The 16,814-nt window shown below is 36.0% G+C and carries 7 protein-coding genes; 5 read left to right on the plus strand and 2 right to left on the minus strand.

Translation table 11 applies throughout. The features are described 5' to 3' along the window. Positions 1 to 450 precede the first annotated feature (450 nt). The 3 genes from EA412_13855 (at position 451) to EA412_13865 (ending at position 9,431) form a co-directional block, all read left to right on the plus strand. Positions 451 to 2,973 (plus strand): hypothetical protein, encoded by a 2,523-nt coding sequence (locus EA412_13855; GenBank protein ID TVR76281.1) that lies wholly within the window; start codon positions 451 to 453, stop codon positions 2,971 to 2,973. Positions 2,974 to 3,292: 319 nt separating this feature from the next. Continuing rightward, entirely contained in the window at positions 3,293 to 6,478 is a 3,186-nt protein-coding gene (locus EA412_13860) for a hypothetical protein (GenBank protein ID TVR76282.1), read from the plus strand. 316 nt (positions 6,479 to 6,794) lie between these two features. Continuing rightward, positions 6,795 to 9,431: a hypothetical protein gene (locus tag EA412_13865; protein TVR76283.1), complete on the plus strand. Its 2,637-nt coding sequence runs from the start codon at positions 6,795 to 6,797 to the stop codon at positions 9,429 to 9,431. 80 nt (positions 9,432 to 9,511) lie between these two features. Here EA412_13865 and EA412_13870 read toward each other — a convergent pair whose 3' ends face one another. Both EA412_13870 and EA412_13875 read right to left on the minus strand, forming a co-directional pair. Then, a complete protein-coding gene (locus EA412_13870; protein ID TVR76284.1) occupies positions 9,512 to 11,734 on the minus strand; it encodes a T9SS C-terminal target domain-containing protein in 2,223 nt (740 codons plus the stop codon). A gap of 27 nt (positions 11,735 to 11,761) precedes the next feature. Further along, a complete protein-coding gene (locus EA412_13875; GenBank protein ID TVR76285.1) occupies positions 11,762 to 14,008 on the minus strand; it encodes a T9SS C-terminal target domain-containing protein in 2,247 nt (748 codons plus the stop codon). Positions 14,009 to 14,154: 146 nt separating this feature from the next. Between EA412_13875 and EA412_13880 the strand changes: the two genes are divergently transcribed. Together EA412_13880 and msrA are read left to right on the plus strand one after the other, a co-directional pair. After that, entirely contained in the window at positions 14,155 to 16,044 is a 1,890-nt protein-coding gene (locus EA412_13880) for a Na+/H+ antiporter NhaC family protein (GenBank protein ID TVR76286.1), read from the plus strand. Further along, a complete protein-coding gene (gene msrA, locus EA412_13885) occupies positions 16,013 to 16,702 on the plus strand; it encodes a peptide-methionine (S)-S-oxide reductase (GenBank protein TVR76307.1) in 690 nt (229 codons plus the stop codon). Before EA412_13880 ends, msrA begins: the two co-directional genes overlap by 32 nt. Positions 16,703 to 16,814 lie beyond the last annotated feature (112 nt).

Raw genomic sequence — 16,814 nt, forward strand, 5'->3', positions numbered from 1 at the left:
ATTTTGAATTATCTGATGAACTCTTAATTAGAAATGGAAGCTTTATTATCAATAATAATCACAGAATTGATGCAAGAAGTGTTTTGTTAGAATCCACAGCTAATGAGTTGCGCTTAGAAAACAATAGTCAATTATATATCGATAATTAAATTGAAAAATTGCATATCTAAAATGTAATATGTATTAGATTTTCTAAGGCAGATTCTTATAGAATGAATTACACGATAAATAATTTTATGAGAATAAACCAAATAATTAAAATATCAATTTAACACTTATTGATTTAATTTGGCTGTCATAAAAGCTTACTCTTTATAAATATATAGTTACGCCTAATATTTATGTGTGTTTTCAAAAAATATACTTGATTTAAATGGATTAAGGTCTTAATTTTAGGGTAATACAATTTTAACATTGTAGTTATATATTAAGAAACTTTAATCCAATTTTATGAAAAAAATCTACTTTTTGTCAATTTTTTGTTTATTTGCATTTACCGGTACTATAGCACAAAACGTGGGTGTCGGCACAGATACACCCGGGGCCAGACTAGAAATACAGGGAGAAACAAATACAGCAGCAACTAATGCTTTAGATGTAAATACAGCCGATGGCACCTTAATACTTCGGGTACGTAATGATCAAAGAGTAGGAATAGGAACAACAACTTTAACTGAAAGCTTAAATGTTGGCGGAAATATTCGGTTTGTAGGAGCTAATAGAAGCATAGGAACATATTCAAATGATGACTTTCATCTTACTTCAAGTAGTCAAATCCGAATGACGGTTAAAAATACCGGTAGAATAGGAATAGGTACAGATAATCCAACTACTTTATTAGATGTTTATGCAGATGATGCTTCACAATCATTTATTCAGGCCAGGAGTAATGTTGGTCGCTTACGTTTTCATGTTGGACCATTTAGAAACTATATACAATCTTCTGAAGCCGGTTCTGCAGATTTCCGAGATTTATATTTTGGCTCTGTCGGAGGAGCAAACAATCACATGGTGATTAAAGGGGGGAGTGGAAATGTTGGTATTGGACTTACCAATCCTCAAAGTACATTAGATATAAACGGTGAAATTCGAATCAGAGGGGGGAATCCCGCAGCAGGCAGAGTTTTAACATCTGATGCCAATGGAAATGCAGTATGGGAAGATATAGGTGCTTTAATAGATGAGGTTGACCCAAGCTGGGATGGAGATGCAGATATAACCGGAGTTATTGGTAGAGACGGAAGAGTTGGAGTAGGAACAACAAGTCCATCGGCAACTGCTCAGTTTCATTCTGTTCTTACAACAGCAGGTTCAAATCAACAGAGAGCCGGATATTTCAGAATAAATTGGGATGGTTCATCAGCACAGGCTACTGCCTTACATGGAAATGCTGTTAAATCATCTTCAGAAACTTCCGGGAGAAGTACGGGTGTTTACGGACAAGCAGGAAATGCGACAAATAGATGGAATACGGGTGTTTCAGCTGTTTTACAAGGCAGTAATGATGGTGCAGCAGTATTAGCCGGTACCACACAAGGATTTTTGGATCATGGATTTTCCGGATCTTTTCAACATCAATATGTATCACCGGCCGGTCAATGGGGTATCGTATCTTACAGTGATGTTTATTTTCATGAAGACCACTATGTAATGGGCGATGTTGGTATAGGAACGGCTGAACCGATTGCTTCTTTACACGTAAAAAGCAATGTATGGAGAGACCATATCGTTATTGACAGAACACAGAATGCTAGTATCGACAGGGTTTTTGGAATCACTCAAACAACTACTCAAGGTGGTAGAGCCCAGTTTTATTTTGCAGACCCTGACAACGGTACTCCTCACAATTATGCTTTACAAGTACAGGAAGAAACCTCCGGAAGTGGTGCCAGAGTAGGAATTGGTAAAGGTGCATTTGACACTTTTTCTGAGGCTTTGGATGTAAATGGCAATATTACCTTATCAAGTGGTGCTAATGGTACTGTTTTTGCCAGAAACTTAAGGACACATGACGGTTCAAGTTTGTATATAGAAGACGCTAGTGGAAATAGAGGACTTCGATTAAACTCAACAGGAGTTTCTATTTATGAAAGATTAGCTGTAGGAACAGCAGACCCTACGAATGCACCTAATAACGGATTGTATGTTAACGGAAACACAGGACTTGGAAATACAAATCCACAGGGAAAACTTCACATAAGCTTGAATAATTCTGCTAATGAACCTGTTATTGTCGATAAAGCAAATGGAACCGGAAATGGTCCTATAATGGAGTGGTATGGGTTTGGAGAAACCCACAGACTTCAATTGACCTATACAGACAGTCCTTTTAGATACGAATTTAATACAGACCAAAGTTCAAGAAATATTGCTTTCGCTCCAAACATGAATTTATCTTTATTCTTAGCCGCCGGGAATCAAAATGTAGGTATTAAAACAGAAAACCCTACTGCTGATTTAGATATTGATGGTGAAATCAGAATAAGAGGTGGAAACCCTCAAGCAGGCAGAGTACTTACTTCAGATGCTAATGGTCTAGCTACATGGGAAGTTGCGCCAAGTGGAGGAGGCAGTGGCGGTGATATATGGACATTAAGACTCGATAACAATATAGGCTCTACTACTGTACCTATAACTGTTACAACTTGGACTAGCGTCCCTCTTGGATACTCACCTACAAACACCGACAGGTATATGATTGAGTTTAGTAATAACACAAGTAACGGATTAGAAAAAGGTATTTCTATTGTAGGACATGGAAATTTTACTACAACGAATGGTATGAGTGTTGTTTCTTACCAGGCTTATGATGGCCAGTCAGGCGGTGTATTAAATGTTGCTACCTATGCTATGCAATGGAGAATAAGTGGTTCAAATATTGAATTTAGATTCCCCACTAAAATTACTCAAGATGGTACATCAAGTGCTACACCTCTTTACGTTAAAAGAATTTGGTCTGCTCCAAAAGAATAAAATATATTTCACTTCTACAGTTTAAATTTAAAGCCCGTACTATACGGGCTTTTTTTTAAAATCAAACTGAATTCATTTTAAATAGCTCAATCTGAATCTGAGTACAACTTTAAAAAAAAACTGTTAAATTGAACTTTATATATATTTTTAAAATAAACAATAGTGTTGCAAAAAGAATGCTTAGACATTTATATAACAGTGCTATTATTAATTGCAATAAATGCTATATATAAAAATAATAAAAAAAGTTGCTTAAGTATGTTTGTGGTGTTAAATTAGACGTAAATTTTAAAATTTTATCAAATAAAATTACTTGTTTATGAAGAAGATTTTTACACTTACAATATTATTGGTTACTTCATCCTACTATTTGTTTTCACAAAACGTGGGAGTTGGTACGGATACACCGGGGGCCAGATTAGAAATTCAGGGTGAGACAAATACGGCAGCAACTAATGCTTTAGATGTTAATAATGCAAACGGTACAGTCATACTTCGGGTACGTAATGATCAAAGAGTTGGTATAGGAACAACAACTTTAAGTGAAAGATTAAATATTGGCGGTAATATTCGACTGGTAGGAGCTAACAGAAGTATTGGAACATTTTCTAATGATGATTTTCATTTTCGTTCTAACAGTCAAATAAGAATGACGGTAAAAAATACCGGTAGAATCGGAATTGGCACAGATGCCCCAACCACCTTATTAGATGTTTATGCAGATGATGCCTCACAATCATTTATTCAGGCCAGAAGCAATGATGGTCGCTTGCGTTTTCATGTTGGACCATTTAGAAACTATATACAATCTTCTGAAGCCGGTTCTGCAGATTTTAGAGATTTATATTTTGGTTCTGTTGGAGGAACAAACAATCATATGGTGATTAAAGGGGGTAGCGGAAATGTTGGTATTGGACTTACTTCACCTGAATCTAAATTACATGTTAAAAGTGGTGCTTTTAGAGATCATTTAATTATTGACAGGACTGATGACTCGGGTATTGATAAAGTTTTTGGTATAACTCCCAGTAATACAGGAGGAAATTCTGCAAGACTATATTTTTCAAATGTAAATGGTTCTTCAGCTAATGATATTTTAATTTTAAATGACAATGGAAATGTTGGTATTGGAGTAACCAATCCTCAAAGCACATTAGATATCGACGGTGAGATTAGAATAAGAGGTGGCAATCCGGCAGCAGGCAGAGTTTTAACATCTGATGCCAATGGGAATGCAGAATGGGAAGATATAGGTGCTTTAATAGATGAGGTTGACCCAAGCTGGGATGGAGATGCAGATATAACCGGAGTTATTGGTAGAGACGGAAGAGTTGGAGTAGGAACAACAAGTCCATCGGCAACTGCTCAGTTTCATTCTGTTCTTACAACAGCAGGTTCAAATCAACAGAGAGCCGGATATTTCAGAATAAATTGGGATGGTTCATCAGCACAGGCTACTGCCTTACATGGAAATGCTGTTAAATCATCTTCAGAAACTTCCGGGAGAAGTACGGGTGTTTACGGACAAGCAGGAAATGCGACAAATAGATGGAATACGGGTGTTTCAGCTGTTTTACAAGGCAGTAATGATGGTGCAGCAGTATTAGCCGGTACCACACAAGGATTTTTGGATCATGGCTTTTCCGGTTCATTTCAACACCAGTATGTATCACCTGCCGGTCAATGGGGGATCGTATCTTATAGTGATGTTTTTTTTCATGAAGACCAATATGTAATGGGTGATGTTGGTATAGGAACATCTGATCCGGTTTCATCTTTACATGTAAAAAGTAATTCATGGAGAGACCATCTCGTCATTGACAGAACAGATGCAATATCAATTGATAGAATCTTCGGAATTACTCAAACGACCAATAACAGTAGAGCTCAGTTTTATTTTGCTGAACCTGGCAACAGTGCTCCTTACAATTATGCCTTTCAAATACAGGAAGATACCTACGGAAGTGGAGCCAGAGTCGGCATTGGTTTGGGTAACATTGAGCCTTCTGAAGCTTTAGTCGTTAATGGTAATATTGCCTTATCCGGTGATGCAAGCGGTACTGTATTTGCCCGTAACCTAAGAACACATGATGGCGCTAGTTTGTATATGGAAGACGCTAATGGAAACAGAGGTTTTCGTTTAAACTCTACCGGAGTTTCTATTTATGAAAGATTAGCTGTAGGGACAGCAGATCCTACAAATGCTCCAAATAATGGTTTATATGTCAATGGAAACACCGGACTTGGAAATACAAATCCTCAGGGAAAGCTTCATATTAGCTTAAGTAATGTGGCAAATCAGCCTGTAATAATTGATAAAGCAAATGGAACGGGAAACGGCCCATTAATGGAGTGGTATGGATTTGGAGAAACTCACCGTTTGCAGCTAACCTATAATGGAGATTATGTGTTTAATACTGATGAATCTATAAGAAATATTCGATTTGCACCAAATAACGTACAAACATTAATGATTAATGGGAATGGTCGAGTTGGTGTTGGCACGATGGCTCCATCCACTGAATTAGATATTGATGGCCAAATAAGAATAAGAGGTGGGAATCCACAAGCAGGTAGAGTACTTACTTCGGATGCTAATGGTTTAGCTACTTGGGAAGATCCTGCTGTTGGTGGTAGCTCAAATTGGACTGAGGATGGAGATAATCATTTAAATAATAATAATTCGGGGTCAGTAGCCATAAATACAACAAATCTTTCAGGTGTACAATCAAATTTAGTTGTTAGGCAAACTCAAAATCCATTGAATGGAAGTAATGTTATATTAGACAACTTAGCATTAGATCTCAGACAAAATGCTACGAGCAATACTCAGGCAAGTGGAATGAAATTTACTGTAGGTAATGGTAACGCTTATACTGGAACAGCCGCGATTATAGCAGAAAGAACAGGAGGTTGGTCTCAGGGGAGATTACATTTTGCTGTAAATAATGCAGGGGCATCCGGAAAAGTTGATATTCCAATTTATATGACAATAGATGGTCCTTCCGGAGGAAGAGTTGGTATCGGAACATTAAACCCTCAGTACCTTCTTCATGTAGATGGTTCGGCCGGAAAACCGGGAGGAGGAAGTTGGACTGCCACTTCAGATGCAAGATTAAAAGAGAATGTTTCAAGTTTTAGCAATGGCTTGCATGATGTTCTGAATATTAATCCGGTATTTTATAATTATAATGAGAAAAGTGGTTACGATAGTCAGGTACAATATGTTGGAGTTATTGCCCAGGAACTTAAAGAAGTTGCACCCTTTATGGTTGGAGAAACAGAAATAAACGGAGAAACTTTTTATGATGTTAACAATTCTGCCATGACCTATATGTTGATTAATGCAGTTAAAGAATTAAATGAAAAAATTGCAGAACTACAAACCGAAAATGAGCGTCTTAAAACTGAAAATAATAATGTTTTAGAGCTTAATGAAAGATTAACAAAATTAGAAAACCTGATACTTGAAAACTCTCAAAAAGAAGTATCTGCCTCTAACTAAAAAATGAGTTAATTTAAATTTTAAAGCCCGTTTTTAAACGGGCTTTTTTATGTGTTAAATAGTTACATTAACAGCTCTTTTTTTATTTCTTAAATTTGATGTAACGAACGACCATTGCTACTAAATATGATTTTAATTATATTTTTAAACTAAACCATGTAAAAATAATATAAATATTTATACATTTAATAATTAATAGTATTATTAATTATTAAAATTAATATATATAAAATTTTAAAAAAAAGTTGCTTAGGTATGATTAGGGTGCTATTTTAGTATAATGCTTTTAAATTTTTTCAAATAAAATTACTTGTTTATGATTAAGTATTTTACACTTACATTTTTATTATTAATATCAACCGTTTATTTATTTTCACAAAATGTTGGAGTAGGTACAGATACGCCGGGAGCTCGCTTAGAAATTAAGGGAGAAACTAGCACTTCTGCAACCTCAGCTTTAGACGTTACAAATGAAAGTGAAGATTTAATATTACGTGTTAGAAATGACGGCAATGTTGGTATTGGAACAGCTAATCCCCAATTTACCTTAGATGTTGCCGGAAGCGGTAGATTTACCGGACAAGTCAGCATACCTTTGTTACCGGTAAATCCGGAACACGCTGCTTCAAAACAATATGTTGATAATCAGATTGCCGGGCAGGACCTTTGGCAGGAAGATGGCAATGACAATATTTATTATGATGTTGGGAATGTTGCAATAGGTACTGATGATCCATTATACAAGTTTTACATTGTTTCACAAGAAGATGTTGCAGGTACGAATGGGGAATCAGTAAATATGGAAAACGGCCCCTTTGTAGTCAGGTCTCATTTTGGTTCTGGCTCCGGCCAAATGACCGGTATAGGATTTACTGTAAGTAGTGTAGATGCAAATGTAGGTGGTGCTATTGCCCTTGAAAGAATGGGTTTGCAATCACAATCTAAGATGCATTTTGCAGTGAAATCTGAAAATAATATTACGGCAGATATTCCTATTCGCATGACTTTGGACTATAATGGCAGATTAGGTATAGGAAACAGAAGTCCGGAATATACATTAGATGTAAGCGGAACCGGCCGGTTCACAGATCAACTTATTATACCTCTTGTCCCAACTGCACCGGAACATGCAGCTTCAAAAGAATATGTAGATAACCAATTAACTTCAAATACCTTATGGCAAGAGAATGGCAATAACATTTATTATGATGACGGAGATGTGGGTATTGGTACTGCAGACCCTATATCAGCCTTACATGTAAGAAGTAATAGCTGGAGAGACCATATAGTTATTGACAGAACCGAAAGTGCATTTATTGACAGAGTCTTCGGAATCACTCAAACGACAAGTGCTAATCGTGCACAATTTTATTTTGCAAATCCAGACGGGAGTTCACCAAATTATGCATTACAAGTACAGGAAGAAACCTTAGGAAGCGGTGCCAGAGTCGGTATTGGTTTAGGCAGTGTAGTTCCTTCGGAAGCTTTAGATGTTAACGGTAACATTGCCTTATCCGGAGATGCAAGCGGTACTGTATTTGCCCGTAACCTAAGAACTCATGATGGCTCAAGTTTGTATATAGAAGATGCTAGTGGAAACAGAGGTCTACGATTAAACTCTACCGGAGTTTCTATTTATGAAAGATTAGCTGTAGGAACATCAGATCCTACAAATGCTCAAAACAACGGGCTATATGTTAGCGGAAACACCGGTCTTGGGAACATAAACCCTCAGGGTAAACTGCATATAAGTTTAGATAATTCTGCTAATGAACCTGTTATTATTGACAAAGCGAATGGAACCGGAAACGGTCCTATAATGGAGTGGTATGGGTTTGGAGAAAGCCACAGACTTCAATTGACCTATACAGATAGTCCTTTTAGATACGAATTTAATACAGACCAAAGTTCAAGAAATATTGCTTTCGCTCCAAACATGAATTTATCTTTATTCTTAGCCGCCGGGAATCAAAATGTAGGTATTAAAACAGAAAACCCTACTGCTGATTTAGATATTGACGGTGAAATCAGAATAAGGGGAGGAAACCCACAAGTTGGCAGAGTATTAACCTCTGATGCAGATGGTAATGCTACATGGCAAGATCCAAGTGGTGGTGGCGGTAGTTCAAACTGGACAGAGGATGGGAATGATAATATTTCATATGGTGCAGGAAGTGTAGTAGTTTCACCAGATAATCCTGATATTCAAGCTAATTTTGTGTCTGCCAATGATGACGATGTTATGCTGCCAAATAATCGGGTAAGCCTAACAGCAACTTATCATGCAGACTTTAGAAGAACAGATTGGTCAAATGGAGAAGGTAACGGTATAAAGTTTACGCAAGGCGAAAACAATACCTACACAGGAACAGCCGCTATAGTAGCTGAAAGAACAGGATCATGGTCACAGGGTAAATTACATTTTGCCGTAAATGATGCCGGTTCTTCAGGAAAGACTGATATTCCAATTCTAATGACACTTGACGGTCCGGGAAATGAAATGGAAGTATTTGGAGATATAAAAGCAGAGGGTAGGGTTACCGGTACTATGGATCACTTTTCAAGTCATTACCTTTTTAGCACTAACACAGATAACAGATGGCTAGGTTTTAGAAGTACCGGTACATCGGTAGCTGCTGAACCTAATCATATATATACTAAAATAGCCCCTTTTAATGGCAGACTTAAAAAAATCATTATAAATGCTGAAGATAATACTACCGGAAGCCCGGCACCAGGGAATACCACCTTTGGGCTACATGTCAATAAAAATCAAACAGCCGTGCAAGAACAAACAGTAAATGTAAATAGCTTTTTAACTAGCTATGATATGAATTTTACTGCCGGAGCAAGTTTTAACCAGGGGGATCAGATACACATTAGATTTTCCGGATCTGATGAAGCACCCCGAAGAATGATTATTACCTGTATTTGGGAATATGATGTAGATTAATTATCTCTCAATAAACCATAAATGAAAGAGCGGGATTTTAAATTTTTAAAATCTCGCTCCTTTTACTTTTAAAGAAATTACTAGTGGACTATTAATTTTTGAACTTGATTTGTTATAGCATTACGTACTTTAATTAGATACATGCCCGGAGATAAGTCTGAAACATCAACTCTGTATACTCTACTATTTACATTTTCAATTTTGCGTAAAAGTTGTCCCTGAATATTAAAAACCTCAATATCAGTGCGATTTGAAATATCTAAATTACTAAACTCAATATTGATAAAAGTAGATGCCGGGTTCGGATAGATATTTACGATATTTTCTAAATCAACTGTTTGAATTGATTCTTCTACTGAAACTTCCTGAGTTAGACGGTATAATTGAAGTCCACCGCGCATATTACCTAAAACCATATGCAATTGACCTTCAGGTGAAAACTTAGTAAGAGCAGGAGCTGACCTTTGACCCACATTTGTTTGTGAAAAATCTTCAGCTGTAAGATCAAACTTACCCTCTAAAATGCTGTCCGGATTAAAAGCATATAATAATAACCCTCTTGCCTCAGAACCTGTTAATACATATTTCTGATTATCTAATTCAATAATCGCAGGACTGGTATATCCATCAATAAACATTGGTTTTCTGGCATCTATTCCACCAAAAAACGGATTATCGGGTGTTATATCAAAATCAAAATTAGTCTGTGTGCCTTTATTAAGCATTAACTTAATAGTACCTTGTCTTTCACCTACTAATAAATCATATAGTCCGTTTCCGTTAATATCATAAAAGTAGGGTGTACTAAACGTCCAGGGATATCTTATCCATTCTTCTTCCTCCAAAACATACACGGCAGGTTCATTTACTGCTGATACATTTACAAATAAATGTAAACTCCCGTCCTCATCACCTACAACCAATTCCTTTTTGCCATTATTATTCAGGTCAGCAAAAGCAGGGGAGAGGTAGACCTTGTTTAACTGACTCAGACTCCCAAAATCTCTGGTAATAAGAGTAAATTCAGGTTCTTCCGGAGTACCGGTGTTTTCATAATAAGTCAATGCTGCTGTTTTCTCAAAAGGCCCGGTATAATACCCGTTATTCCCAATAATTAAATCTTTTAAACCATTTCCGGATATATCAACAAAGACGGGACGTGACATTTGTCCGGCATCTATCATATCTCCAACCAGAAAAGACGAAGATTCTTTTTGAAAAATCATTGAGTCTTCATCACCGACATTTAAATACAACCACGCACAATCTAAAGTTTCAGTAGCGGAGTACATATCCGTTGGAGCTACAATTAAGTCTTTCTTACCATTATTATTGATATCTACCAGAAAATTAGCCGGCATAGTTGGCATGTGTATAGGTATGTCATAATTAGGAAAAAGACTATCCTGCTGCACCATTTTAGCTAAATCCGGAGTTCCGCCATTTAACAAAAAAACGATATTACTGTATTCAACATCACCCACCAGTAGGTCCTGAACACCATTATTATTAATATCAAGAGCTGTAAGAGTTGACCCGGCATGTCTTCTGTCAGGATAATATTCATCTACAGGTGGAAGAAAAAAGCCTACACAGGAATCTACCAAACTAACCCCTTTTGAAGATGCACTTTCATAGAAATCTCCCCAACAATTATCGGCTTGTTCAAATATTAAGTTTCCATCACAATTGCCATGCGTATCCATAGAATTGTTTTTAAAATAAAGCACAAACCCACCAAGCATATGAAATGCCAATATGTCTTTAACTCCATCTCCATTCACGTCTACAATTGCAGGATAGTCAACTGTAGAAACAAAAATATTTAGGGGGCCTGAAAAACCCTGATACCTCAAATAATCTACATACTCAAAATCTAACTTTCCATCTGTATATTTACCTCTGTAATATTCAATTCGATTATTTCCGGAGAAAAACAAGTCCGGAACACCATCACAATTAAAGTCTGTTAAAATCATCCAATGCTGGACATTTGGGAAATACTCAGCGTATTCCGGAGCATAAGTGTAAGAAATCTCTCCCTCCTGCCCGGAATTTAAAAAGGTTAAAATCCGATTTCCTGACTTATCAAAAACCACCAAATCATCTATACCATTATTATTTAAATCTGCAGCATTAAATTGCGGATAATTCAATCCCCCCAACCAGGCTTTATCAATAGTTTGATTGTTTTGATGTACAGGTATATTATGTATTTGCTCAAATACGGGCTGTGCAGTTAAAGCAAATGTATTAAGCAATACAATAAGGAAAGCTAAAATGTTTTTTTTCATTTTTTTCATTTAAAACCTGAATTAAATCCTCTCCAATTAATCTACTTTTAAAAAGCGGGCACTACCTGATTTTTTACCATTTTGCATTTGAATCACATAAATTCCGGGGTTCAAATGTTTGACCGGTATCACAAATGCTTCTTGCAAATAGCCTTCATAATTAAGTATTTTTCGACCTTGCATATCAAAAATCTGTATTACAGACTCTATATTTTTTTGGAGACCTTCAGTTTGTAAAACAATAGATTCGGCTGCCGGGTTCGGAAAAACTTTTATGGATACTGTCTGGTCAACAATAGAAGGAATAAAGTTCTCCGGATCGATAAATAGGCTGTCTGATGACTGATAAAAAGTTAATCCACCTCTGTAATTGCCGGATATCATAAAATATCTGTTTTCTTCCGGTTCATAAACAGTAGGAGCAGAGCGGCTTCCTAAATTAATATTCGAGAAATTTTCTGTTATTACCGGGAAAGAACCGCTTAACAAACTGTCTCTATCCAATTGATATACTTTAATCTTTCCATGATTCGTCCCTAATAAAATGTATTCATTATCAGTAGAATCCAGTCCTGACACCCAGGGTATTGAATGACCGGTAAATACACCCGGCTCTCTGGCATCCATTTGACCTAAAAAACTATTTGTGGCATTAACATCAAAAAAGAAATTTTGAGCAGTGCCAATATTTTCATAATAACGAACATTTCCGTTTCTTTCACCAACTAACAAATCTAATTTACCATTAGCATTCACATCATATAGAAAAGGAGCGGCAAAAGACCCACCTATGTTTAATAAATTAGAGAGACTTAAAACAAAATTGGCAGGATCTCCGGCCTGAGCAGTATTTTCAAAAAAATGAAGATTCCCAAAGCGATCCCCAACTATCATATCTTCAACTCCATTCCCGGTTAAATCACCAAATGCCGGATGTAACTGATTGGTAGATAAAATAGATACATTTCCGAAGTCTTCATCCGCTAACTCATATGCAGGATTATTATTAGTACCCGTATTTACATACAAAGTTAGTGCTGAACGAACATCACCTACATCTACAAATTTTCCGTAGTTAGCTATAACTAAATCTTTAATACCGTTTCCATTATGATCAAAAAATATAGGAATTGAGCCTTCCCCCACATCAATCATTTCACCTACTAAAAATGAAGTCGTCCTTAATTCAAATACAGCAGTATCTCCTTCACCTACATTTTCATACATCCACGAACAATTGATGTTTTCAGAGATTTGTAAAGAGTTTGGAGCTACTAGTAAATCTTTTTTCCCATTATTATTTACATCTGCTGCAAAAGCCGCTGCAAAATAAGGTATATTTACAGGTACATTGTAAGATGGAAAGTTTATATCCTGACTTATAATTTTTGCTGAATCAGGTGTTCCGGCATTTACTAAGCGATTAAGCTTTGTTGAAACTATATCTCCTAATATTAAATCTTTTAAGCCATTTCCATACAAATCAAAGGGGAGAAGAGTAGAACCCGGATGTCTGAAAGACTTAGCCGCCTGAGGAGTTGGAATTAGTGTTCCACAGGTGTCTAACAATAAAACTTCTTCCTGAAATTCACTTTCAAAAATATTTCCCCAGCAGTCATCTACTTTTTTGAAAATTAAAGTATCGCCACACATACCTAATTCAGACGAAAGGTTTTCATAATAATGAATATAGCCTCCAAAAACGTCAAATGCCAATACATCTATATCTCCGTCATTATTGATATCTGCAAAGCCCGGAATGTCTATTTGAGTTACAAAAATATTGGCTATGCCACTACTACCAGTAGTTTGATATTTTAAATCGTCCCAAACCTCAAAAGTTAAAAAATCATCTTCATAAAAACCGCGATACACTCTGATGCTTGCTAACTGTGAGGATATAATATCAGGTATCCCATTGCATGCCATATCTTTCATCAACATCCAGTGTCTTAGTTGACTTGGAAATCTTTCAGCATATTCCGGAGCATAAGTGTAAGAAATGCTATCCGGTATACCATTATTTATGAATGTAAGAACTTTGAATCCTGTACGATCAAAAATAACCAGATCATTTATGCCATTATTGTTTAAATCTGCTTCTGAAAATTGTGGATTATTCAAGCCACCAATCCAGGGTGTTTCAAGTATATGGCCGTTATTTGAAACAGGAACGTCATAAATACTTTCAAAAAAAGGTATGCTTTGAGCTCTTAAATCACTAATTGGTGAAAACAGTAACATCATTAATAAAAATGAAAGGTACACTTTGAAATCATTCATTTATCTTGAGTTTTAAATCAGTTAAGAGGCATTTTTTATGCAAAGCATTCACATTTATGATTACTTAATTCTGCTATTTTAATAAAATGCTTTAATATAGCATGAAATTTTACTTCGGTTCACTATGTCAAAGTTAAATAATATTAATGAAGTTCTTTCCACTTTTATTTTTCATTTTGTTCATACATTTTCCAACTGCTTTTGCAGATGTTGAAAGCAATTTTTTCATAGAAAAAAGTGAAGAAGATACTCTTGTTTATTATAAAATATCAAGCTACGATACTGAAGCCTTACAAACAAATCTCCCTGATATCAAAACAAAGGAAATAGAAAACGATATTTACATTACTTTTTCCTTACCTGTAGAGGGTATTTATTATCTGAAAACAGGATTTAGTATGAATGAGTTCAAATTACTGATAATAAAAGGCGATGAGTCAGATTTGGTTATAAATAGTTTTCCGGCCTGGTTAAGTTTATTGCCTCCCCTTATAGCGATTTTTTTAGCTTTAGTATTTAAAGAAGTCATTATATCTCTTTTCATTGGAGTGTTTTCAGGAGTGCTATTGATGAATGGTGGGGGAGGTTTAAGAGGTTTTTTACAATCTTTTTTTGATGTAGTAAATATCTATCTCGTAGGGGCTTTATCTAATCCGAATCATGCTGCTGTAATCATTTTTTCACTTTTTATCGGGGGGATGGTTACTTTAATCCAACTAAACGGAGGTACAAAGGCTTTAGTGAATGCTTTGCTGCCTTATGCAAAAAATAAAAAAAGAAGTCTGCTCTTAACCTGGTTGATGGGAATCATCATATTTTTTGATGATTATGCCAATACTCTGATAGTAGGCAACACCATGAAATCAGTTACTGATAAGTTTAAAATTTCCCGGGAAAAACTGGCATATATTGTTGATAGTACAGCCGCTCCGGTTGCTTCAATAGCTTTAATAACTACCTGGATAGGAGTGGAGTTGGGCTATATAGCCGATGCATTACAAACTTTTGCACCTGATTTAAACCCATACTCTCTATTTTTAGCTTCTCTAAAGTATTCATTTTATCCATTTCTGACCTTGATTTTTATATTAATACTAATTCTTTCAGGTAAAGATTTTGGCCCAATGCTAAAGGCAGAATTCGTTGCTTCAAAATCTAAACCTGATGAAGTGAAAAGTGCAAATACCGAAAAAGAGTTTAGCAGTCATCCTATGATGGCGATACTACCGGTAGTTGTTTTACTGGCTGTAGCTATGGTTAGCATGTTCTTAAGTGGCTACAGCCCGGCAATTTGGAATCAAACGGATATTTCATTTTTTCAAAAACTATCCTTAACAATCGGAGAATCAGACCCATATAAAGCACTTTTACAGGCATCTTTGAGCGGTTTGATTTTAGCATTTATTTTATGTTTTTTACTTAGAAAAAAAATTCAAGGAGGGATAAGTGCAATTACCGAAAGTATGCTAAACGGATTTAAAAGTATGTTACATGCAGTTGTTATTTTACTTTTAGCCTGGAGCCTTTCGGCAGTCACTTCAGATTTAAACACGGCAGTTTTTCTTTCTTCATTTATAGGAGAAACGGTAAATCCTAGATGGTTACCGCTTATCGTTTTCATCACTTCAGCTTTAATAGCATTTTCAACGGGTTCAAGCTGGAGTACAATGGCAATAATTTTCCCATTGGCTTTGCCGGTAAGCTGGCTTGCTATTGGTGGTGAGGCAGGAGGTGAAAATTATGATGTTTTAATTGCAGTTATTTCAGTTGTATTAGCCGGAGCAATCTGGGGAGACCATTGCTCTCCCATTTCAGATACAACTGTTTTAAGCTCTTTAGCCACAGATTGTAATCATATCGCTCACGTTCAAACCCAATTGCCATATTCCATGCTGGTCGGAATCGTTTCAGCTGTTTGTCTGGGCCCTCTATTTGTGTTTCATACACCTCTTTGGATTATTTTTCCACTGGCAGTTGCAACTCTATGGCTCTTTGTGCGTTTCTATGGTAAATATCCGTATGAATTACCTGAATAAACTTTTTTTATGCTCTGTTTTGTTTTTAATGACAGGATTCCTTATATCTTGTCATTCTCAAAAATCGGATTTTGTAACGAATAATTTTAATTTAATTGAAATGGAAGGAATGAATGAGAATTTCGAAGAAGCTACATTTGGCGCGGGCTGTTTTTGGTGTGTAGAAGCGATTTTTAATGATTTAAAAGGGGTTAAGAAAGTGATGAGTGGCTACTCTAACGGAAAAACGGATAATCCCACTTATGAAGAAGTTTGCAGTGGCGTCACCGGCCATGCAGAAGTGGTAAGAATTGTTTTTGACCCTCAGCAGATTGATTTTGAAACACTGCTTAAAGTATTCTGGCATGTGCATGATCCGACAACACTAAATCGTCAGGGGAATGATATTGGCACTCAATACAGATCGGGTGTTTATTATCATTCTGAAAAGCAAAAAGAAATTGCTCAAAAATCAAAGGATGAAACGAATGCTTCCGGACTGTGGCCTAAGCCTATAGTTACAGAAATAACGGAAATTAAAAGTTTTTTCCCGGCAGAAGATTATCATCAGAACTTTTTTGCAAATAATCCCGGACAACCTTACTGTGCAGCTGTTGTAGCGCCTAAAGTTAATAAATTCAGACAAAATTTTAAGCACTTACTTAAATCTGAAATGTAAACTACCTCATATTTAGCAATAATTTTGGAGAAAGTCTAATATTACTTGAATAAGTATATATGCATCTATTACTTAAAATAGACAGCTTTTAGAGATTTTATTTCAAAAAGCA

Source organism: Chitinophagaceae bacterium (assembly GCA_007695095.1).
GTDB lineage: Bacteria > Bacteroidota > Bacteroidia > Chitinophagales > REEL01 > REEL01.

Excerpts from the sequence above, each read along its gene's own strand:
- EA412_13855 (TVR76281.1), top strand. The coding sequence starts at position 451 with ATGAAAAAAATCTACTTTTTGTCAATTTTTTGTTTATTTGCATTTACC.
- EA412_13860 (TVR76282.1), top strand. The coding sequence starts at position 3,293 with ATGAAGAAGATTTTTACACTTACAATATTATTGGTTACTTCATCCTAC.
- EA412_13865 (TVR76283.1), top strand. The coding sequence starts at position 6,795 with ATGATTAAGTATTTTACACTTACATTTTTATTATTAATATCAACCGTT.
- EA412_13870 (TVR76284.1), bottom strand. The coding sequence starts at position 11,734 with ATGAAAAAAATGAAAAAAAACATTTTAGCTTTCCTTATTGTATTGCTT.
- EA412_13875 (TVR76285.1), bottom strand. The coding sequence starts at position 14,008 with ATGAATGATTTCAAAGTGTACCTTTCATTTTTATTAATGATGTTACTG.
- EA412_13880 (TVR76286.1), top strand. The coding sequence starts at position 14,155 with ATGAAGTTCTTTCCACTTTTATTTTTCATTTTGTTCATACATTTTCCA.
- msrA (TVR76307.1), top strand. The coding sequence starts at position 16,013 with ATGGTAAATATCCGTATGAATTACCTGAATAAACTTTTTTTATGCTCT.